The organism is Brumimicrobium mesophilum, from assembly GCF_003025005.1.
Classification (GTDB): domain Bacteria; phylum Bacteroidota; class Bacteroidia; order Flavobacteriales_D; family Crocinitomicaceae; genus Brumimicrobium; species Brumimicrobium mesophilum.
The window spans coordinates 1-20,154 of sequence record NZ_PVSS01000017.1; the positions used below are offsets into that span (position 1 = coordinate 1).

Consider the following 20,154-nt stretch of genomic DNA (forward strand, 5'->3'; position numbering starts at 1 on the left):
ATTGAACGTAAAATTCATAATCTGTATCTGCGGTCAAACCTGTTAAATTGTAAGGGTTAGCAACACCTGAAACAGTTGTTCCATTACCAGCAGTAAATCCTGGAGATCCATATTCAATATTATATAAAGATGCAGTTCCGTTTTCAGTCCATGATAAATCTGCTGTTGTTGTCGTTAAATTACTTACTGTTAAAGCAGTAGGTGCTAAACAAGTAGGTGGTGTTGAGAAACTAAAAGGTCCCTCAAAAACACTTAAATCACCTCCACCACAGTCTGATTGAACATAAAAATCGTAATCAGTTTCCGCAGAAAGTACAGTAATATTATATGGATTTGATGTTACAGCCACAGTTGTTCCTGAACCTGGAGCAAAACCTGGCGCACCATACTCAATGTTCCATGCAGCTGCCGAACCATTTTCAGTCCAACTTAAATCCGCAGTGAAAGGCGTGATATTAGCAGTAGCTAATGATGTTGGACTAGGACAGGTAGGTATTCCTGAGACACTAATATCATCTAAGTATAATCCAAACTCGTCTTGTGATATTGCTTGAAAAGCAATATAAATTGTTTGACCTACATATGAAGTTAAAAAGTACTCATACTCTGTCCAGGAAGTAGGAGGTTGAACAGCGGCTTGTAATGTGGTAGAGAAATCAGCAACAGCTGTTCCTGTTGTTGAAATTAAAATGTTGAACTCCTCAAGAAAAGAGGAAGATCTGTTTTTACCATATAATTTTAATAAATCGCTTGTACCCGCTGTTACGGTTATCGCTGGTGTTATCAAGTAATCGTCATGCGCCACCGATGAATATTCTATATACGCAGAATTTGCACCAGAGTTTGCACTGCCAGAAGGTGGAACTCCAAATTCCCACTCTTTTGCATCTGCATTATTGTTAATTGCTGACCATCCGGCAGGAATAATTGTTCCTCCTTCAAAATCTTCTGTAAATTGCGCAGAAGTATAGCCAACAAAGGAAGTGGTTGCCAAAATAGCTAAACCATAATTCCTTAGTTTTTGTAAAATCTTTTTCATAGGAAAGTTTTTAATTGATAATTGTGACTACCAAACATAGAGAAATAATTTGGGTTAAACAAATGTAAAATTAACATTTGTTTTGATTATTACTTTCCAAAACTCTTCAAAAACACCTGAAAACCACCTATTTAGAGTGGCGTATGCATGCATAACTTTTGATATAAGAATGATTGAATTGAATTATCTTATTATGCAAAAGTGCTTCTTTAGAATATTAACGCAATAAAATCATATTAAAATAGTAATACAGGTATCTCCACAAAATCTCATTTATTATATTATCATAAATCAAGCAAGTAGTTAAAACCTAATCCTTGGATGAAAATCTGTATTGAACTATTATTCTTCGCTGTCCTCTAAAAGGAACAACAATTTAATTGAAAGAATTACTGACAATCTGTAAAAGAGAAACACTGAGAATTTTTTTTCTTTTGATTTTTATCCTCCAAACAAGGCATGTGTAATTATCTAATTTACACGAACTAGAGTAACTCAACAGTGATGATTTTAAGCTGTGATTAATAAGGGCAAGCCTCCACCAATTTAATTAATACATCTATATATATAAAATGATAAACATAATCGAGAAGTTAAAAGAATATTCAAATCTGAAACCGTCCAAAAACACAAAATGAGCGTACCGAAGTACACTCATTTCTTTTAAAAATATCTACTTGACTACAGTGACTTTGTTCTACCTCCGTCTACTGGTACGTTAATTCCATTGATGTAGCTTGCAGCTGGACTTGCTAAAAAAGCCACAGCATTGGCAATTTCTTCAGGTTGAGCTATACGCTTCATTGGCGATTGTGCCGCCATACTTCCTAAAATCTCTTCATAATTCAACCCGGTTGATTGAGCTGCTTTATTTTCAGCAATCGATTGCAAACGAACAGTATTAGTAGCTCCAGGTAAAACATTGTTAACTGTAATATTATACTGTCCTAGTTCATTGGCCAATGTCTTACTCCAGTTAGCAACTGCACCACGGATCGTATTTGAAACACCCAATCCGTCCAAAGGTTGTTTTACACTTGTAGAAATAATATTTATAATGCGACCATAACCTTCTTTTTTCATACCAGGATAAAGTGCTTGAACCAAAATGTGATTACAGATAAGGTGATTTGTAAAAGCCTCATTGAATTCTTCAATCTTTGCTTTTCTAATCGGTCCCCCTTTTGGTCCTCCTGTATTATTGAGTAGGATATGTGCATTATTTTTATTTGCCCATTCTTTAATTTTTCTGTCTAACTCTAGAGGTTGTGAAAAATCCGCAACGATATAATCGTTCTTAGCATTTGGCTCAAGTTCTTTAAGCACTGCTTTCAATTTCTCTTCATTCCTTGCGACCAAAGTAATTGATGCACCTAATTTAGATAATTTCAAAGCAGACTCTCTACCTATCCCTTGTGTACTTCCGCATACAACTGCATGCTTACCTTTTAAATCAATGTTCATACTTTTTTATTCTACAGTTACCGATTTAGCTAAATTTCTTGGTTGATCAACATTTGCTCCTCTCATTACTGCAACATAATAAGAAATTAATTGAAAAGGAATTGTTGTTAACAAAGGAGTTAAATATTCGTGAGTATCAGGGATTTCTATATAGTGATCCGCCATTTCCTTCACTTGAGCATCACCTTCAGTTATAATTGCTATAACTTTACCTTTTCTTGCTTTAACCTCTTGAATATTACTCACCACTTTCTCGTAAGACGTACCTTTGGTCGCGATAACGAAAACTGGCATTTCTTCATCAATTAAAGCAATAGGTCCATGTTTCATTTCCGCAGCTGGATATCCTTCCGCATGAATATATGAAATCTCTTTTAATTTTAATGCTCCTTCTAATGCAACTGGGAATGAGTTTCCTCTTCCTAAATATAAAGCATTTGTTGCATCTTTATAAATAGCAGCGATTTCTTCAATTTTCTTACTTTTTTCAAGAATTTTAGCCACTTTATCCGGAATAAGCTCCATTTCTGTGATAATTCTTCTGAAATCAGTTTCATTAATTGATCCTTTTTTACGTGCAATTGTTAATGCCATTAATGTAAGAACTGTAACCTGAGCAGTAAAAGCCTTCGTTGAAGCCACACCTATTTCTGGACCTGCGTGAGTATAAGAACCCGCATCAGTTATTCTTGAAATTGATGACCCAACTACATTACAAATCCCTAGGATGGTTGCTCCTTTAGACTTTGCTAAATTTAGAGCAGCCATAGTATCTGCTGTTTCTCCTGATTGAGAAATTGCAATCACAATATCATTTTCATTTATGATAGGATTTCTGTATCTAAACTCTGAAGCATATTCAACTTCAACAGGAATTCTTGTTAAATCTTCAAACAAGTACTCACCTACTAATGCCGCATGCCATGAAGTACCACAAGCAACCATTATAATTCTTTTAGCTTTTGCTAGTTTGGTTTCATAATCTTTTATTCCACCTAGTCCTACCCAGCCATCTTCAACATTAAGTCTTCCTCTAAAACAATCCATTATCGAACGTGGCTGCTCATGGATTTCTTTTAACATGAAATGCTCATATCCACCCTTTTCGATAGCCTCTAATTGAAGTTCTAAATGTTGAATATATGGAGTTTTCTCTTGATTTTGAATACTGAAGATTCTTAATCCTTCATTTCTATCAACAATAGCTATTTCCTCATCTTCCATATATACAACTTCGTTTGTATACTCAATTATTGGAGTTGCATCGGAAGCCAAGAAGAAATCTCCGTTTTTTCCAATTCCAACAACTAATGGGCTAGATTTACGAGCAGCAATTAATTGATTTGGATTGTCTTTACTTAAAACCACAATTGCATATGCACCAATAACACTGTTTAAAGCTATTCTTACTGCTTCAGCAGTTTTTACTTTTTCATTGGTCTTAATGTCATCAATTAAATGAATAAGGACCTCTGTATCCGTTTCACTCTTAAAAACATAACCTCTTGACACCAATTCCTCTTTCAAAGAATCATAGTTCTCAATAATTCCATTATGAATTAAGGCCATTTCTCCATCAGTAGAGATGTGAGGATGAGCATTTACGTTGTTAGGCAAACCATGAGTTGCCCAACGCGTATGCCCAATACCAATTGTACCAGAAGTATCCTGTTCAGCTGAAAAATCTTCCAACTCTGAAACTTTACCTTGGCGTTTGTAGTTGTTTAATCCAGATTCATTATTTAGAACTGCAATTCCAGCGCTATCATAACCTCGGTATTCAAGTCTTTTAAGTCCTTTTAAAATAATAGGGAAAGCTTGTTCTTTTCCAATGTAAGCAACAATTCCACACATAGTTAAATATTATTAAGTTAATCATTATTAAAGCACTGTGTACACAATACTTAGTTTAGGTTTGTTTTTATTTGGCGTATCAGAACCATTAAATAAGATACGTTCTGCAGTTGTATTAAATTTAGTAGGAGAAACAAAGATACCAGAATTAGGAGCTTCTCCTAAAACAATCTGCTGAATATATGTTCTCAAATTAATTACATAGGATTTACGTGTAGAATTGAATGAAACATTTTCAGTTTCACTTACTACATATTTCTTTCCATCTCCTAATATTTCAGAACTTACTCGTACATCAGAGCTTGGGTAAAAATTACTTCCCTGATAATAACTTACAGGTAGTTCTAAAGTTGCTTTTTGTATAATGATGTTTTTTGGTAAAGAATCTATTGAACTAAAATCAATTTTCGCTCTAGTAGAAAAAGCCTGGGCATAAAACTCCGTTTGACCCAAATCATTATCATTGATCACCTGTTCTACTCGGGTACCAGAATAGTCTGTAACAACATTGTTGAAATCAATTGCCGACCCTGTAATTAAAAAATCATAACTTCCTTGTTCTCCATTAGCTGTGTAATAAACAGTCATTTTAGATGCTGGCAAAGTAGATGAAAGATATAGTATTGTTCCCTCACCTGGAGACTGAAAGCTATTATTCACTTTAAAATGAAGTCCTTTGAAACTTTGCAAAAAATCTGCATCACTAGTTGAATTTTCAGCTATAGACAACATATTACGCGCAAAAACGGTATCCAATGGTATTCTTAACTGTGGATTTAAAGTATCGTTTCCAACAACTGCATTTTTCAATGGATCTGGAGTAATCAAGCCTTCACCATTCACAGTAGGAACCAATTGTTCCGTTCCAACAGAAGCAACAGAAGATCTTGTATAACTAGAATCTCGTGTCAATTCATCAGTAATTTCGTAAACTTCAAAAAGCTGTTCAGATATATCTCCATAATACCCTCCAAATTCAAAAGCCATTACAGCAGAATCTATAACCACAGTAGATAAATCACCAAAATCTGGAGAAAAACCAGACAAAGTTAATTGCGTATAAAAACTAGCATCAACTTTTCCATAAACCTCATCATTGTAGCTACCCAGAAGATTAAAACTAGGATCCATTGAATAAATAGAATCCTCTTCTATGGTATAGGTTTTCAATTGAAAAGTATCAATTACATCAGACCCCATAATATTTTCTGAAGAAAGTGCACTTGCTCCTACCGGATTTCTTTTCTTCTTACATGAAGAAATGGTTATACTTAAACAAAAAAAAGCAGCGAAAAGTAAAATTACTTTTCGCCACTTTTTCAGAGTATAATTTGTTGTATTTTGTATCATCATTGAATCAATGCTTCTTCATCTATAACTTTATCGAAAAACTCACTCATGACCTTAGGTTGAACTTCTTCAGATTCAAAATCTAATTTGAAAACCTCAGAATCATCATATGCTTTTTTCAATTCATCATTAACAGATGCACTTCCCATAACTACTCCATCAGAGTAATTTAAGGCAGCCTTATTTAAACTGGTATAATCACCTCCTTTAATTGAATCTATTACATCTTCATTAAAGCCTTCAAATTTAAGTTTTTCAACAAACTTCCCCTCCCAATTATTGTTAAACTCATTATCATATAAAGAGTAAATAACTTTTGTATCTGAGAAATGTGGGTCATTCTTGTAAATATCTTTTACATACATAGGCATTAAAGAAGTCATCCAACCATGACAGTGAATGATATCTGGTTTCCAACCTAATTTTTTCACAGTTTCTAAAACTCCCCTACAGAAGAACATAGAACGTTCATCATTATCATTAAATTCCTCTCCTTTATCGTTAGAAAAAACACCTTTACGCTTAAAGTACTCATCATTATCGATGAAATAAACCTGCATACGCGCCGTAGGAATAGAAGCTACTTTTATAATTAAAGGATGATCCATATCATCGACGATAAGATTCATTCCTGACAATCTAATTACTTCATGCAATTGGTGGCGTCTTTCATTAATCACTCCAAATCGAGGCATAAAAACTCTTATTTCTTTGCCACTCTCCTGCACTCCTTGTGGAAGTTTTCGGGCTGCGGTAGACACCTCAGACTTTGGTAAAAATGGTGCAATTTCTTGCGAAACAAATAGGATTTTCTTTTTCTCCATGAAATGTATTTTGGTAAAACGTTTACAAAAATATAAAAAAAAATTCGGAATTTCAGCATAAAAAGATAGTTTTGTTGATTTCGCTTTAATATAGCCTTAGAAATTTTGGTAGAAATATATAACTTACAAGAACTTAATGATCAACTTTCACCCATAAGGGATAAAGGTTTGAAAATTGGATTTGTCCCTACAATGGGAGCTTTGCACGATGGACATATCTCATTAATAAATAAAGCAAAGAAAGAATGCGACTTTGTGGTAGTAAGTATTTTTGTTAATCCTACTCAATTTAATAACTCTAAAGACCTAGAGCAATATCCAAGAACGGAAAAGGAAGATATCAAACTTCTGAGGAAGAATGAATGTGATTTTGTCTTTTTACCTTCAGTTTCTGAAATGTACCCTGAAAATTATGTAGCCGAAAAAGTAGACCTGCATCACATTGAAAATACTATGGAAGGCGCACACCGTCCTGGACATTTTGATGGTGTAGTAAACATTGTCTCAAGATTTTTCAGAATGGTTCAACCCACAAAAGCATTTTTTGGGAGGAAAGATTTTCAACAAGTTGCCGTAGTTATTGAAATGGTAAAGCAGTTAAAAATACAGGTGGATATTGTAGTTGTTGACACAAAAAGAAATGCTAGTGGATTAGCAATGAGCAGTCGAAATTTAAGGTTGAGTGAACAAGAACTTGAACAAGCTGTTGTAATATCTCAAGTTCTCAATAAAGGCCAAGCTTGGGCAAAAACCTATTCTCCAGTGATTACTTTAGAGAAAATGAAACGCTATTTTGAAGACAGTGCTCTAAAATTAGAATATTTACAAATTGTTCATCCAGAAACATTGAATGACTTAAATCAATATTGGGTTCCTGGAGCTACGGCATGTATTGCTGCATTTTGCGGAGATGTAAGATTGATCGACAACATGGAATTGGTTTCGACTGAAGAAAATTAAAACAAAAGATTATGTTTACTGGAATAATAGAAGACCTTGGCGAAATTAAAAACATCGAACGAGAAGGAAGTAACATTCATTATACGCTAACTTGCTCTTTTGTAAATGAATTAAAAATCGATCAAAGTTTGGCTCACAATGGTGTTTGTTTAACAGTTGTAAACCTTGACGCGGAAAACTACACTGTTACCGCAATTGACGAAACCTTAAATAAAACAAGTCTCTCAGATTGGGGAATTGGAGACAAAGTAAACCTTGAAAGATGTATGTCCGCCAATGGTCGTTTTGATGGACACATTGTGCAAGGTCATGTGGACACAACTGGAAAGTGTATTTCTATAATTGAAAAAGACGGAAGTTGGGTATTTACATTCCAATACACCACAGAAAACATGACTGTAGAAAAAGGCTCAATTACCGTAAACGGAGCAAGTTTAACCGTTGTTGATTCAAAAGATGATCAATTCTCAGTACATATTATTCCTTACACTTATGAGCACACTCAGTTTCATGCCTTAAAAGTTGGTAGTACAGTGAATTTGGAGTTTGACATTTTAGGAAAGTATATTGCCAAGATGATGAGGAGGAATTAGTAACGAAAATGGATTGAAGGATTGAAGGATTCAAAAATTTAAAGATAAACATCAATCGAAGATACAATGTAGGGACGATTAGCAAATCGTCCACTTTCATTGTGACTAACGATTTTTATTGAAGGATTCAGATAATTTAGCCAAAAAATGCACACCCCAATCAAGGAATGTGCATTTCTGAATTTAATATTTTCTTTTACTTCTCTTTTTTCACAATCAATTTAGAGTTCAATTTCATTATTCCATCGTTGTAAATATTGATAAGGTAAACTCCATTTGTGAGATTTCTTGAATCAATAACTTTCTCACCTTCATTTGCATCAATTGTACCTGACCCCATTTCGATACCATTCAAATTAAAGATTTTGTAGTGAGCATTGTTTAGTTCAGCAAATATTTCCCATTTGATATTTGAAAAAAAGACCGTTCTTCAGTAATTAAATAAGCACTTAGTTTATAGGTCGTAACATTTTTCACTTTTCACACCAACTACCCCCTTATTTTACACGTTAATATTACTAAAGGAACTCTTTCGAAATTAATATATTTTCCATGAAAAAAATCTCTCTACTATATATATTCATTCTATATTCATCCTTTTATTCAACTTGTTCATCACAAACAGTTTTCTATCAAGACACATATCATGGTGGTGTAACAGGAGATGGCATCGGCCCCTTTAACTCAGAATCACAAATGACTTTTAATGTTGACATTCCATCAAACAGTGCTATTCGAGTGGCATATCTTTTTGTCACCACACACAAAACCTCATTTCCAAACTTAGATAGTATTTTTTATAACAGAACAATTGAATTTAACAATAGTCAATTAGGGTTAACTGAAAATGAAATAATTAGCACTTTTAACGCTGTTGGAAGTGGGGTACCTATTAAAATGGGTATAATTGCCATTGATGTTACAACATTGACATCATCAACACAGAATAGCTATACATTGAGCCCTCCAACAAATCAACTCATTTCGGCAGCAACCGGTGTTTATTCTGAATATTACTTATATATAGCCTATGAGAATACATCCTTAACAAAAGTAAATCCCTTAATAGTATTAAATCAACAAAATAATGATCTTATTATCAATTATAATATTAGTAATATAAACTCTATCGATACAGGAAGTGATGTTGGATTTTCATTTCATTCAACTTCTTTTTGTGATACAATCAAGGACGGCAGCTATATATATGCCAATAATAATATTTTAGGGCTTGTAGGAGGCGATGAATTACCTCCCAACAAGTCCTGCACTGGCGTTTGGGGTTCTTTTAATTACAATAATGGGACATTGTTCGGCTTAGCGAATGATATTCCGAATAACACAATGGAGGGAGCTGATGCCCTGGCTAATATTCAATCCTATATAACAAATCCTAATCAACTTGATATAAAATTTGAATATCAAGACCCTACATTTGCCCCTTATTCAAATTCAGTCCTTCAACTCTTTCTTACGTATGCTACCTCCTGCGACACATTCACTACATCCCTCACCCCAGACACCACAATATGCTTTGGTCAAACCCTCCAACTCCAAGCAAAAGGCGGAACCCCAAACAGCACTTCCTCCGGCTACGAATGGTCTGCCATTTCAAATCCTTCTGCATTAAACGATCTAAGCTGTTCAACTTGGAGCAGTAAATCAAAATGGAGACACATTGAGTCCTGCTTCGGGGAATGTTTTTGTTAATCTTTCTGCGGGAGATTACACAGTTTTTTATATCGATAAATTTGGATGCAGTTCAGACACTTTAGTTTATGTAGAGCCAATAATTGATACAAAAGCGGCATTCAATGCGAATCCTAAAACTGGAACTGCACCAATACAAATTAATCTTACGAATCAATCAGAAAACGCTACGGATTACAGCTGGTGGATCAATGATGTTTATCAAGGAAATCAATTTTCAGGATTTTTTACAGATACATCAGGAACTTTCGAGATAGAACTCATCGCCTTTCGTAATGATAGTATTTGTGCCGACACAGCTTCATTTACTGTATTTATTTTGGATAGTTTAATTGTTGGTTTACCTAATGTTTTTACGCCTAACAATGATGGTGCAAATGATAACTTTAATGTAAGCGTGAATCTTCCAGTTGCTTACAAATTAAATATTTTAAATCGATGGGGAAATATAGTTTTCGAAAACGAAGATAAACTTTTGAAAGGGACACACAATTTGTGGAATGGTGCAGCTAAAAACGGTGAAAAAGTCACAGATGGAACATATTTTTATCAGATCACTTTTGAACTCGATCGAGAAACAGTGAATTGCGAAACTTCAGACTGCGAAGTGAAGAAGGAAGGGTTTGTGCAGGTGATTAATAACTAATTACGAATTACGAATCATTTAATTATGAATTTGTTTGACTTGGAGTTGATTAAAATTAGCGAATGCCAATCAACAACCCTGCGAAAACCTGAATAACAAGTAGTTGCATTAACAAATACTCTTCAAAGTCTAAAACTCTCAAGGTTTTTTCAATGCAGATATCTTATGATTTTTACCATCAAAGTATTTTTGAATAGCAGGAAGAGCTTCTTAAATGATATTGGTGAGACTTTTGGATTGAATAAAAAGTGAAAAATTGTGTTCAAACAAACTTTTCACTTTTCAATAATCATTTTTCATCTTTTTAACTCTACTTCCACTCTTTTCTCAACTTCTTATCAACCTTCTTTAATAATTTCTTCATTACAGCATCTCGAGAACCAACTGTTCCAGTCCTAATTAACTCGTAATGAACTGGTTTCATATCACGGTAAAATGTAAAGGAAAAAGTTACGTTGGAAGCACTTTCTCTATATAATGGATAAAGGTGACCAGCATTGATTTCATCCTCGAGCGGACTTGCTTCATCTGAAAGCTTAAAGCGATTATTATATCCTCGAATTGACACTAAAACATAAGTATCTATTCCTTCACTTTTCAATGATGCATAAATGCTGTCGTTTAAAATAATATCATCTTCCCCACCTTCTTTAATTACATTTAAGGAAGCTTTAGATTTAATATTGTTATCAGTAAACAATTGTAAAAGTCCCACTTCTAAAATATAACGGTCAGACAAATCGTCTTGTTGACCAACAATCATTACGTTTTTCAAATTCAACGATTCAGAATCTTGAGACCAAATATTTTGACTTAAAAATAGAATTGAAATTGTGATCAATATTATGTTTTTCATAGCTTTTCTTTTTTAAAATAATTCAGAAGCAATTTGTTTTACCTCTGATGAGTTTGACATTGTGTAATAATGTATGCAAGGCACACCTGCAGCTTTTAATTCTTTAGTTTGTTGAATCCCCCATTCAATACCGACCTGCTTAACATCATCATTGGTTTTACATTTCAACAATTCGGAAGACAATTCGTTAGGCAAATCAATGTGGAAAAACTTGGGTAAAAAGGAAATATGTCTCAAATTTGAAATCGGCTTAAGTCCTGGAATAATAGGAACATTAATTCCAACAGCGCGACATCTCTTTACAAAATCGAAGTATTTATTGTTATCATAAAACAACTGTGTAATGATATAATCAGCACCCATATCCACTTTTTGCTTGAGGTATTGCAAATCTGTGTCCATATTCATCGCTTCGAAATGTTTTTCAGGATATCCGGCAGCTCCAACACAAAAATCGGTAGGCTCCAAATGGATTTCATCCATTGTGTACTTCCCTTTATTCATGGCTTGAATCTGCTCAATAAGTTCCACAGCATAATTGTGACCTTTAATTGCAGGTTTAAAAGCGGCTTCTGTTTTGATGGGATCACCCCTTAATGCCAAAACATTATCTATTCCCAAAAATTGCAAGTCAATCAGAGCATTTTCAGTATCCTCTCTGCTAAAACCACCGCAAATAAGGTGAGGCACAGCATCTACATGATATTTATTCATGATAGCCGCACAAATACCAACTGTTCCTGGGCGTTTACGAATTGACACTTTCTCTAGTAAACCTTTATCCCGTTCTCTGTAAACATACTCTTCTCGGTGATAAGTTACATTAATGAATTTAGGCTTAAACTCCATTAACGGATCGATTCCATTATAAATTGATTGAATACTCTTCCCTTTTAAAGGAGGAAGTATTTCAAAAGAAAACAATGTATCTTTCGCTTCATTAATGTGATCAATTACCTTCATTGTTTGGATAGTTTTATTTTAGCATGACAAATTTAAGAATAGCCTTTAGATTAGAGGACTATAATTTAAATGAATCCTATTAATTTTCCATAAGAAATTCAACCAGTTTTAAATCGAATGGAGTTGTAATCTTAATATTCTCTTCATTTCCTTCTGTTAGAAAAACTTGTTTCCCAATTGCCTCCACCAAACTTGCATCATCTGTAACGGATGTTGAGTAAGGAATATTATATGCTTTTTGAAGAATTTTTAATTGAAAAGCTTGAGGAGTTTGAACAATCCAAAACTCTGAACGGTCTTGGTGCCCACTTACTTCGCTATTGCCTTTTCTTAAAGTGTCTTTAATTGGAAGAACTGGAATTGCAGCTCCAAATGAAACAGCCTTTTCAATCACCTTTTGAATTGTTTGCTGGCTCACCAAAGGACGAACAGCATCGTGCACCATGATTACATCACCGTCCACATTCTGAAGGGCATTTTTTATTGAATGATAGCGCTCTTTCCCTCCTTCAATAACTTCATGATGAATATCAAAATCAAATTGTTTGCACAAATCCTTCCACAATTGAATAAAATCTTTGGGTAAGGAAATTACTATTTGAATTTCTTGATCGTAATCAAAAAATCTTTTTATGGTGTGCATTAAAACGGGAAGTCCTTTAATCGTAATAAATTGTTTCGGTAAATCACTCCCCATTCTCTTTCCAATTCCACCAGCAGTAATAATAACAGATTGTTTCATGAAACGAATTTAAAAGAAAAGTCCCGACTGTTAGGTCAGGACTTCAAATATTTCTAAAAAATTTAATTCTTGTGGACCTAGATGATTAACATCGCATCTCCGTAAGAATAGAATCTATACTTTTCTTTAATTGCTTCATTATAAGCTTGCATTGTTAATTCATGTCCTAAAAACGCTGACACCATCATCAATAAAGTTGAAGAAGGTTCATGGAAATTAGTAATCATTGAATCTGCAATACTGAAATCATAAGGAGGGAAAATAAATTTATTTGTCCAACCTTCGTATGGTTTCAACATTCCATCTGTAGAGACAGAAGTTTCGATTGTACGCATTGAAGTTGTTCCAACAGCACAAATGCGTTTTTTCTTTTTCTTAGCTTTATTTACAATATTAGCAGCTTTCTCAGTTACTTCAGCTTGTTCAGAATCCATTTTATGCTTAGTAAGATCCTCAACCTCAACAGGTCTAAAAGTACCTAAACCAATATGCAAAGTAATTTCTGCAAACTCAACTCCTTTAAGCTCTAATCTTTTCAATAATTGCTTAGAAAAATGCATCCCAGCAGTTGGTGCAGCTACAGCTCCTTCAACTTTCGCATAAATTGTTTGAAAACGTTCAGCATCTTCTGGTTCAACCTCTCTATCGATGTACTTAAGCAAAGGTGTTTCACCTAATTCATCAATTTTATTCTTGAATTCTTCGTAAGTTCCATCATATAAGAAACGCAAAGTACGTCCTCTTGATGTAGTATTGTCGATTACCTCTGCTACTAAAGATTCATCATCTCCAAAGTACAACTTGTTACCAATACGGATTTTTCTTGCAGGATCCACTAGAACATCCCAAAGAAGAGACTCTCTATTCAATTCTCTCAATAAGAAAACTTCAATTTTAGCTCCAGTTTTTTCTTTATTCCCATACAAACGTGCAGGAAAAACTTTGGTATTATTGCGTACAAAAACGTCGCCTTCATCAAAATAATCGATGACGTCTTTAAATAATTTATGTTCAATTTCACCTGTCTTACGATGTATAACCATCATACGAGATTCGTCTCGGTTTTGTGCAGGATGTTTTGCGATGAGTTCTTCGGGCAATTCGAAGTCGAACTCAGAAAGTTTCATTTTATTCAAATCGTACTCTTTTTTTAAGGGATACAAATGTAACAAATATATCCATGATATTCGTTAATAAGAGGGCAAATGTGCAGAGAAGTAATCTAAACAGGCAAAAATAATTAAATTTTGCGTTATCTCGTTACTCTGACGGCCACTTTTAGCGTTACTTTTTCACCAACTATTTCTTCAATTTCTTCTTTAATAACATCTATTTCTTCATTACTTGGTGTGGAATCTGCTACAACATCTACAGAAATAACCATAGGTTTTCTACTTTCCATGATTACTCTTTCCAAAATAACACCTTTTATTTCAGTATCGTTTAGTGAGCGTATGATTTTATTCTCTTCCACAACCTTAAAGAATCCAAAAGCCAAGGGAATACTAATAGAAAGCACCACAAACAATGAGATCAACAATCCCTTTCTTGCCAATTGAAACGGACTATATCCTGTGAGCAGAAAAACAAGGGCGGCCGCTAAAACCATTCCTGTAAGGTTGGTAATTAGCAATAAGAAAGCTCCAAAAAACACTTCAAAATTTAGCCAAGCAATTCCAATTCCTGACACAGCTAAAGGCGGTACAAGAGCAACAGCAATTGCCACACCAGCGAGTGTTTTAGCAATTTCTTCTTTTGAATAAGCATAAGCTCCAGCCGCACCAGAAACGACTGCTATTCCTAAATCAATGATATTGGGTTTAATGCGTGAGGTAATCTCTGAATTAATTTGGGTGAGCGGAGTAATTACGGTAAAAATAATTGCAAATAAATATCCAACTCCTATTCCCACCATCATCGTAATAAAACTATTCTTCATCAACTCCTTATCTTGTCTAAGGACACCCATAGAAAATGAAATAATTGGAGCCATAAGTGGAGCCAAAATCATCGCCCCAATAATAACAGGGGATGAATCTGCAAAAACCCCAAGTGTTGCTAAAATCACAGACAAAATCATCAGAACAACATAGTTCTGAGTTGGTTTAGCATTTTCTCTTAATTGCGTAAAAAGCTCTTTATATTCATCAGAAGAAGCATGAGAAATAAAAGGTAAATTCTTTCGAACCATTTCTTTGATCGAATCACCTTTTGGTAAATTTTTAGTTTGAAATATCTTTGAACTATTTGTTTTTTTTGATTCAATATTTACACGAGTTGACTCACTAGGAATTTGCTTAAAGCTAGCTTCAAGAGAAAAAACTAATTCTGTTAATGACGAATACCGACCATCAATATTACAGCTGAAACTTTGAGTGGATGATATGGATAAATCTTCGGTTTTAAAACGACTTAAAAAGTCAAATGATTTGTTTTTTTGACCAGTTCCCAGTAAAAGCTTCATGATATAAGACCTAATCAACTGAATAACACTTCGTGGAGCAAAAATAAAAGTATTAAATAAGTTATCACTTGAAATATCACCGGATGTGAAAACGCGAGATACAACAGAGTTCTGTGCTGATTGAACAACTAAAATGTCAGTTGCAGCAGTATCAACTGCATCCTTTTCTTCCGCTTTAATTGTAAAAGGTAAAGCCCTAATATTTCTTAATCGGTCCAAGTACCTAAAAAACCTTTTGATTCTATGAAACAAATTTTTACTTCTTGATCGTTTAGTCAGAAAGGTTACAATTTCGCCAATTACCACATAATTTAAAATCACTTCTCCGTTACAACAAAGTATTCCTGAGTTAACAACACTTTCAGCCTCTAATAAATCAGTTAATGCTTGTTTTAAATCTTTGGGTATTCTATAGCCAGATTGAGCTTGCACTGCATCAGGATGAGGTAAAAATCCAATTGCACAATTTTGTTTGGCTAATTCAGGTAATTTTAATTTAATTTGACTATCACTAATATAAACAAAAACGCGATCGTCTTCTGTTATGGATCCTAAATCGAATGTCCGATAATCAACAATATTGGGGAAGTTCTCTTGAATAAACTCCTTGGTTTTATCACTTTCGTTCTCTAATTCGTCAAGATCTGCATAAAGATAGATAGTACTGGTCCCCATAAGTTGTTATTATTTTAATTCATCAACCATTTCATTTGATTCAATAATTTCTATCCATTCATCAACAGATTTAGCATTTTCAATCAGAAATTCACCTGATTTTGTTCTCCTTAGGGCAATAAGCGTTGCACCAGACCCTAATTCTTTTCCAAAATCATTAGCAATAGAGCGAATGTAAGTTCCTTTAGAACATTTGATTTCAAAATCTACTTCAGGAAAACGAATTGCAGTAATAGCAAACGATTGTATATTGATGTCATTTGCTTTTAAATCTACTTCAATCCCTTTTCTTGCAGATTCATAAGCGCGTTTCCCATTTACTTTCTTAGCGGAAAAAACAGGTGGAATTTGCTTTTGTTCGCCTTCAAACGAAATAGCCGCTTGATGTATTGCTTCAGATGTAATATGGTTAATTGGATATTCTTGATCAAAATCTGTTTCCAAATCGTAACTTGGGGTTGTTCTTCCGATCAAAAATGTTCCAGTATACGTTTTATCTTCTGACGTTAATTCCTGGCTAATTTTGGTACTTTTCCCTGTACAAATAAGCAATAAGCCAGTGGCCAAAGGATCTAATGTTCCCGCGTGACCTACTTTAAATCTTTTAATTCCGTATTGTTTACTCAATCTCCAACGTAGTTTATTTACTACATCAAATGAAGTCCAATTTAATGGCTTGTCAACCAAAATCACTTCACCAGTTCGAAATTCGTAGGATGTCTTTTCCATTTAAAAAAAAGGAATTAGGCTTTCGGTAAATTGTCGTTCTTCGTCGATTTAGGTTTTTTCATGATACTGTAAATAATTACCACGTAACCTAAAAGAATAAGAATTGGAGCGACAGTTAATCTCACAGGAGAGAATAATTCGTCTGCGTTAAAATCGTTTAAATTTTCAGCTGCTCCTCCAATCATCAATAAAAACCCAATTACATTAAGTACTACACCAATTATAAGAAAGGTATAGTTTGATTTATTAAAAAGGAATGTTGTTTTTTCTTTTTCCATAATGAATATATTCTAGTACAAATTATCAAGTCTTTTTCTCAGGTACTTATTTAATGCAAACCAAGTTGAAAGTAAACTAATTAAGACTCCTAAACAAATTAGAACTCCGAAAAGAATTAAAAAAGTCTCAAAGTTATAAGTCGAGCTTACTATTTCCATATAGCGTTTTAATGCAAAGAAAACAGCCATTAACAATGACATTCCAACGATAGCAGAAAGAAAGCCTTGAACGACAGAATTCCATAGGAAAGGCTTTCTAATGAATCCTGATTTTGCACCTACCAATTGCATTGTTTTTATTGTAAATCGCTTTGAATACAGCGCTAAACGAATAGTATTATTGATCATTGCAAAAGCTATAATTGTTAACAATAATCCAATGGCAACGAAAAGATAAATCCATTGTAAAAACCCAAGATTTACTTGAGCCACTCTATTTTCGTCGTAATTAACTTCAGCAACTTGGTCAGGATAAGTAGATAAAATTTGTTCTTTTATTTCATCTAAACCCTGTTTATCTACGATACTTCCAATCGGGTTAAAGGATACTGAAGGAGGAAAGGGACTTTTATCATTAAAAATGGCTTTGATTTCATTGGCTTCGACTTCATTTGATTGAAAAACTTCCAAAGCACGCTCAGGAGAAACAAACCACACTGATTTGATGTTTTCCCAACCTTTTAACTCTTGTTCGATAAGCTTAATGTCAGAATCATTTAAATCTGGATTAAAAAACAAATCAATTTCAATATTTTCTTTGGCAGCGTTTTGCGTATGCTCTAATCCAAAGTATGCGCCCAACACAAGTCCTAACATAAAAAGAACCAGTGAAATTCCGACCACCACAGAAAGATAGCCTGACTGCAGACCTCTTCTTCCATATTTTTCGATATCCTTTCCCATTTAATCGACGAATTTAGGAAGATTTTTTAGAAATATAGTTAATGTTATGTGATTTAAGTCTTGAGAATTTTCCTAACTAAAATTAAAAATTGGGTTTGTTACAAATTAAAATACTTTAAAGTGAGTTAAATATCAAAGTTTGATTATCCGAAATGGTCTATATCAGATCTCAATTAGTAAATATCTTTAACGTTCTTTAACCTCGTCAAAGATACACCTGGAAAAATTACATACCTTGGTATATTTAATTTAGCTATATTTGCACCTTAATAATAATCAATTAAAAATAACATTATGAAAAAAGTAATTTACGGAGTTTTGGCATTTGCAGCATTTTCGTTGACATCTTGCGGTGGAACTGAAAACACTGAAGCAACTGAAAATAAAGAAGAAGTTAAAGAAGAAGTTGTAGTTGCTGAATACCAACTAGACACTGAAAACAGTAAGTTAGAATGGACTGGATCATGGGTAGGAGGAGAAAATGATGGTAAAAGCCACAATGGAGTTGTTCACATTGCTCAAGGTACAATTATGCAAGATGGTGAAGACTTCAAAGGAAACTTTGTTATTGATATGTCATCAATTGACGTACAAGATATCGATGCAGAAAGCGGAAAGCCAAAATTAGAAGGTCACCTTTCAAACGAAGACTTTTTTAACGTAAGTAAGCATTCTAAGGTAGATGTTAAAGTTATGGAAGTGATTGAAGACCAAGTTAAATTGATGATCAACGTTGCTGGTGTTCAAATGGAAAGAACTGTTCCAATGACAGTTAAAACTGACGACAACAAATTAACAATGAAAGGTGAATTTGCAGTTGACTTTACAGAAGCGGACATGCCAGGAATGAAAGTTAAAGAAGACAAACCTGAAGAAGGAGCGGTTTCAACTGAAATCGAATTTGACTTACATGTTGAGATGATGAAAAAATAGTAAATAATTAAATTTATTGAAAAGGGCAATTCCATAACGGGATTGCCCTTTTTTGTTTATTTTAGGACTATGAAAGTAAAAAACATCATTTTGGATTTAGGAGGAGTTTTGTTGAATATCAACTATCAACTCACTATTGATGCTTTTATAAAACTCGGCATAGAGGATTTTGAGGACATGTACACTCAAGCTAATCAAAGCGATTTATTCAACAAATATGAAAGAGGAGATATCGAAGCCGATGAATTTATTGAAGGAATAAAATTATATCTACCTGAAAACACTTCAGAAAAAGACATTATTGCGGCTTGGAACGCCATGTTATTAGATCTACCAAAAAACAGGCTAGATTATTTGATGGAACTGAAATTGGATTACAAAACAGTTTTACTGAGCAATACGAACACAATACACATGGATTTTTTCCATCAACAATTATTTGAAGTTTATGGAAAAACATCGCTTGCTTCCTATTTTAATGAAGTTTACTTCAGTTGCGACCTAGGAATGAGAAAACCAGATACTGAAATATTTGAAACTATTTGCCAAAACGAAGGCTTTGATCCTAATGAAACGTTATTCATCGATGATTCCATTCAACATGTTGAAGGGGCTAAATCTATAGGGATTCAAGCACATCATTTAGACATTGAAAAAAGTGATGTCATCACTTTAGTCCGTTCGCTCCTGACATAATTCTACCAACAAACCTGCAGTAGATTTAGGATGTAAAAATGCAATTTTTTTATTATCTGCACCATTTTTAGGCGTTTTTTGAATCAGTTGGAAATCCTCTGCAATTAAGCGGTCAATTTCTGACTCTATATCTGTTACATCGAAAGCAATGTGATGCATTCCTACTCCCCTTTTCTCAATAAATTTCGCAATTGGACTTTCAGGATTTGTTGCTTCAAGTAGTTCTATTTTAGAATCACCTATCTTGAAAAAAGCCGTTTTTACTCCTTCTGATTCAACGTTTTCAATCTTGTAGCATTTTGTATTTAGCAATTGCTCATAGATTTTTATAGCGCTATCCATATCTTTAACTGCTATTCCGATGTGTTCAATTTTATTCATGTGGACTAAATTAATAAAAATGGTGATGTTGGTGGAGTTTTTACCTCAGACTTTAGTCGTTTGCATATTGTTGGGGTCGGCGATTTAATATCAT

Annotated in this window: 21 protein-coding genes; 6 read left to right on the plus strand and 15 right to left on the minus strand. The window is 33.9% G+C overall.

All coding sequences use genetic code 11. The features are described from left to right. From C6368_RS15340 to C6368_RS15360, 5 genes are all read right to left on the minus strand, one after another. Positions 1-1,039 (minus strand): choice-of-anchor J domain-containing protein (locus tag C6368_RS15340; RefSeq protein ID WP_199851660.1); only part of this gene is annotated, 1,039 nt, incomplete at its 3' end. Between the two features lie 681 nt (positions 1,040-1,720). Beyond that, entirely contained in the window at positions 1,721-2,503 is a 783-nt protein-coding gene (locus tag C6368_RS15345) for an SDR family oxidoreductase (RefSeq protein WP_107040110.1), read from the minus strand. Positions 2,504-2,509: 6 nt separating this feature from the next. Then, positions 2,510-4,357, minus strand: a complete 1,848-nt coding sequence (gene glmS, locus C6368_RS15350) for a glutamine--fructose-6-phosphate transaminase (isomerizing) (protein ID WP_107040111.1) — start codon at positions 4,355-4,357, stop codon at positions 2,510-2,512. Between the two features lie 27 nt (positions 4,358-4,384). After that, positions 4,385-5,710 (minus strand): DUF4270 family protein, encoded by a 1,326-nt coding sequence (locus tag C6368_RS15355; RefSeq protein WP_107040112.1) that lies wholly within the window; start codon positions 5,708-5,710, stop codon positions 4,385-4,387. Then, positions 5,707-6,531 (minus strand): glycogen/starch synthase, encoded by an 825-nt coding sequence (locus tag C6368_RS15360; protein WP_107040113.1) that lies wholly within the window; start codon positions 6,529-6,531, stop codon positions 5,707-5,709. The genes C6368_RS15355 and C6368_RS15360 overlap by 4 nt, the downstream gene beginning before the upstream one ends. Before the next feature lie 105 nt (positions 6,532-6,636). Between C6368_RS15360 and panC the strand changes: the two genes are divergently transcribed. Further along, the gene (gene panC, locus C6368_RS15365) at positions 6,637-7,491 is read left to right on the plus strand and encodes a pantoate--beta-alanine ligase (protein WP_159038632.1); all 855 of its coding nucleotides are present in this window, start codon (positions 6,637-6,639) and stop codon (positions 7,489-7,491) included. Positions 7,492-7,502: 11 nt separating this feature from the next. Further along, on the plus strand, positions 7,503-8,084 hold the full coding sequence (locus tag C6368_RS15370; RefSeq protein ID WP_107040115.1) for a riboflavin synthase: 582 nt from the start codon (positions 7,503-7,505) through the stop codon (positions 8,082-8,084). A gap of 196 nt (positions 8,085-8,280) precedes the next feature. Here C6368_RS15370 and C6368_RS15375 read toward each other — a convergent pair whose 3' ends face one another. Beyond that, positions 8,281-8,493 (minus strand): T9SS type A sorting domain-containing protein, encoded by a 213-nt coding sequence (locus C6368_RS15375; RefSeq protein ID WP_107040116.1) that lies wholly within the window; start codon positions 8,491-8,493, stop codon positions 8,281-8,283. Positions 8,494-8,636: 143 nt separating this feature from the next. Here C6368_RS15375 and C6368_RS15380 point away from each other — a divergent pair, with 143 nt between their 5' ends. Next, a complete protein-coding gene (locus C6368_RS15380; protein ID WP_107040117.1) occupies positions 8,637-9,794 on the plus strand; it encodes a hypothetical protein in 1,158 nt (385 codons plus the stop codon). Then, positions 9,763-10,440: a T9SS type B sorting domain-containing protein gene (locus tag C6368_RS15385; RefSeq protein WP_107040118.1), complete on the plus strand. Its 678-nt coding sequence runs from the start codon at positions 9,763-9,765 to the stop codon at positions 10,438-10,440. The genes C6368_RS15380 and C6368_RS15385 overlap by 32 nt, the downstream gene beginning before the upstream one ends. Positions 10,441-10,750: 310 nt before the next feature. Here the strand turns inward: C6368_RS15385 and C6368_RS15390 are convergent, their stop codons facing one another. From C6368_RS15390 to C6368_RS15425, 8 genes are all read right to left on the minus strand, one after another. Continuing rightward, positions 10,751-11,296, minus strand: coding sequence for a hypothetical protein (locus C6368_RS15390; protein WP_107040119.1), 546 nt, complete (start codon positions 11,294-11,296; stop codon positions 10,751-10,753). A 12-nt stretch (positions 11,297-11,308) separates the two neighbouring features. Beyond that, positions 11,309-12,259: a methylenetetrahydrofolate reductase [NAD(P)H] gene (gene metF / locus C6368_RS15395; RefSeq protein WP_107040120.1), complete on the minus strand. Its 951-nt coding sequence runs from the start codon at positions 12,257-12,259 to the stop codon at positions 11,309-11,311. 79 nt (positions 12,260-12,338) lie between these two features. Beyond that, positions 12,339-13,001, minus strand: coding sequence for a 2-C-methyl-D-erythritol 4-phosphate cytidylyltransferase (locus C6368_RS15400; RefSeq protein ID WP_107040121.1), 663 nt, complete (start codon positions 12,999-13,001; stop codon positions 12,339-12,341). A 77-nt stretch (positions 13,002-13,078) separates the two neighbouring features. Continuing rightward, positions 13,079-14,128, minus strand: coding sequence for a tRNA preQ1(34) S-adenosylmethionine ribosyltransferase-isomerase QueA (gene queA / locus C6368_RS15405; RefSeq protein WP_107040122.1), 1,050 nt, complete (start codon positions 14,126-14,128; stop codon positions 13,079-13,081). A 125-nt stretch (positions 14,129-14,253) separates the two neighbouring features. After that, positions 14,254-16,140 carry a TIGR00341 family protein gene (locus tag C6368_RS15410; RefSeq protein ID WP_107040123.1) on the minus strand — a complete coding sequence of 629 codons (1,887 nt, stop codon included), beginning with the start codon at positions 16,138-16,140 and terminating at the stop codon, positions 14,254-14,256. Positions 16,141-16,149: 9 nt separating this feature from the next. Continuing rightward, positions 16,150-16,869 (minus strand): tRNA pseudouridine(55) synthase TruB, encoded by a 720-nt coding sequence (gene truB, locus C6368_RS15415; RefSeq protein ID WP_107040124.1) that lies wholly within the window; start codon positions 16,867-16,869, stop codon positions 16,150-16,152. A 14-nt stretch (positions 16,870-16,883) separates the two neighbouring features. Next, positions 16,884-17,147: a DUF3098 domain-containing protein gene (locus C6368_RS15420; RefSeq protein ID WP_107040125.1), complete on the minus strand. Its 264-nt coding sequence runs from the start codon at positions 17,145-17,147 to the stop codon at positions 16,884-16,886. 12 nt (positions 17,148-17,159) lie between these two features. Continuing rightward, positions 17,160-18,050 carry a cell division protein FtsX gene (locus C6368_RS15425; RefSeq protein ID WP_107040126.1) on the minus strand — a complete coding sequence of 297 codons (891 nt, stop codon included), beginning with the start codon at positions 18,048-18,050 and terminating at the stop codon, positions 17,160-17,162. Between the two features lie 294 nt (positions 18,051-18,344). Here C6368_RS15425 and C6368_RS15430 point away from each other — a divergent pair, with 294 nt between their 5' ends. Both C6368_RS15430 and C6368_RS15435 read left to right on the plus strand, forming a co-directional pair. Continuing rightward, on the plus strand, positions 18,345-18,983 hold the full coding sequence (locus C6368_RS15430; RefSeq protein WP_107040127.1) for a YceI family protein: 639 nt from the start codon (positions 18,345-18,347) through the stop codon (positions 18,981-18,983). 69 nt (positions 18,984-19,052) lie between these two features. Then, the gene (locus tag C6368_RS15435; protein ID WP_107040128.1) at positions 19,053-19,679 is read left to right on the plus strand and encodes an HAD family hydrolase; all 627 of its coding nucleotides are present in this window, start codon (positions 19,053-19,055) and stop codon (positions 19,677-19,679) included. Here the strand turns inward: C6368_RS15435 and mce are convergent. Beyond that, the gene (mce, locus tag C6368_RS15440; protein ID WP_107040129.1) at positions 19,656-20,060 is read right to left on the minus strand and encodes a methylmalonyl-CoA epimerase; all 405 of its coding nucleotides are present in this window, start codon (positions 20,058-20,060) and stop codon (positions 19,656-19,658) included. The two genes, C6368_RS15435 and mce, sit on opposite strands and share 24 nt — an antisense overlap. Positions 20,061-20,154: the final 94 nt, after the last annotated feature.

Excerpts from the sequence above, each read along its gene's own strand:
- C6368_RS15345 (WP_107040110.1), bottom strand. The coding sequence starts at position 2,503 with ATGAACATTGATTTAAAAGGTAAGCATGCAGTTGTATGCGGAAGTACA.
- glmS (WP_107040111.1), bottom strand. The coding sequence starts at position 4,357 with ATGTGTGGAATTGTTGCTTACATTGGAAAAGAACAAGCTTTCCCTATT.
- C6368_RS15355 (WP_107040112.1), bottom strand. The coding sequence starts at position 5,710 with ATGATGATACAAAATACAACAAATTATACTCTGAAAAAGTGGCGAAAA.
- C6368_RS15360 (WP_107040113.1), bottom strand. The coding sequence starts at position 6,531 with ATGGAGAAAAAGAAAATCCTATTTGTTTCGCAAGAAATTGCACCATTT.
- C6368_RS15370 (WP_107040115.1), top strand. The coding sequence starts at position 7,503 with ATGTTTACTGGAATAATAGAAGACCTTGGCGAAATTAAAAACATCGAA.
- C6368_RS15380 (WP_107040117.1), top strand. The coding sequence starts at position 8,637 with ATGAAAAAAATCTCTCTACTATATATATTCATTCTATATTCATCCTTT.
- C6368_RS15390 (WP_107040119.1), bottom strand. The coding sequence starts at position 11,296 with ATGAAAAACATAATATTGATCACAATTTCAATTCTATTTTTAAGTCAA.
- metF (WP_107040120.1), bottom strand. The coding sequence starts at position 12,259 with ATGAAGGTAATTGATCACATTAATGAAGCGAAAGATACATTGTTTTCT.
- C6368_RS15400 (WP_107040121.1), bottom strand. The coding sequence starts at position 13,001 with ATGAAACAATCTGTTATTATTACTGCTGGTGGAATTGGAAAGAGAATG.
- queA (WP_107040122.1), bottom strand. The coding sequence starts at position 14,128 with ATGAAACTTTCTGAGTTCGACTTCGAATTGCCCGAAGAACTCATCGCA.
- C6368_RS15410 (WP_107040123.1), bottom strand. The coding sequence starts at position 16,140 with ATGGGGACCAGTACTATCTATCTTTATGCAGATCTTGACGAATTAGAG.
- truB (WP_107040124.1), bottom strand. The coding sequence starts at position 16,869 with ATGGAAAAGACATCCTACGAATTTCGAACTGGTGAAGTGATTTTGGTT.
- C6368_RS15420 (WP_107040125.1), bottom strand. The coding sequence starts at position 17,147 with ATGGAAAAAGAAAAAACAACATTCCTTTTTAATAAATCAAACTATACC.
- C6368_RS15425 (WP_107040126.1), bottom strand. The coding sequence starts at position 18,050 with ATGGGAAAGGATATCGAAAAATATGGAAGAAGAGGTCTGCAGTCAGGC.
- C6368_RS15430 (WP_107040127.1), top strand. The coding sequence starts at position 18,345 with ATGAAAAAAGTAATTTACGGAGTTTTGGCATTTGCAGCATTTTCGTTG.
- C6368_RS15435 (WP_107040128.1), top strand. The coding sequence starts at position 19,053 with ATGAAAGTAAAAAACATCATTTTGGATTTAGGAGGAGTTTTGTTGAAT.
- mce (WP_107040129.1), bottom strand. The coding sequence starts at position 20,060 with ATGAATAAAATTGAACACATCGGAATAGCAGTTAAAGATATGGATAGC.